At 57.3% G+C, this 234-nt stretch carries 1 pseudogene; it reads left to right on the forward strand.

Annotated features, from left to right (window positions below):
• Positions 1-41: 41 nt before the first annotated feature.
• A pseudogene (locus tag G3O06_RS35490) lies at positions 42-234 on the forward strand (amino acid ABC transporter ATP-binding protein); the annotation flags it as partial.

Below are 234 nucleotides of genomic sequence, written 5' to 3' on the forward strand. Positions count from 1 at the left end.
TGAAAAAAAAAAACTTCTAGCTGTTCCCGCATCTGTCGATCGTGCAGAACCTCACGCTCGCGCAGATCAAGTTGCTCTACCGCTCTACCGCCTCGGCGACCGCGCCGGATCTCACTCTGCTCGGACGCGTGGTCCTGCGCTCGCCTGCGGACACGTATCCGGTTCCACTGTCGATCTGTCCTCCTCAGCTGTTGTCGATTTCCCCCTCTCTTTCCATGGACCCTACAGCAATGT

The sequence above is a fragment of the Burkholderia sp. Ac-20345 genome, from assembly GCF_017104825.1.
GTDB lineage: Bacteria > Pseudomonadota > Gammaproteobacteria > Burkholderiales > Burkholderiaceae > Burkholderia > Burkholderia lata_B.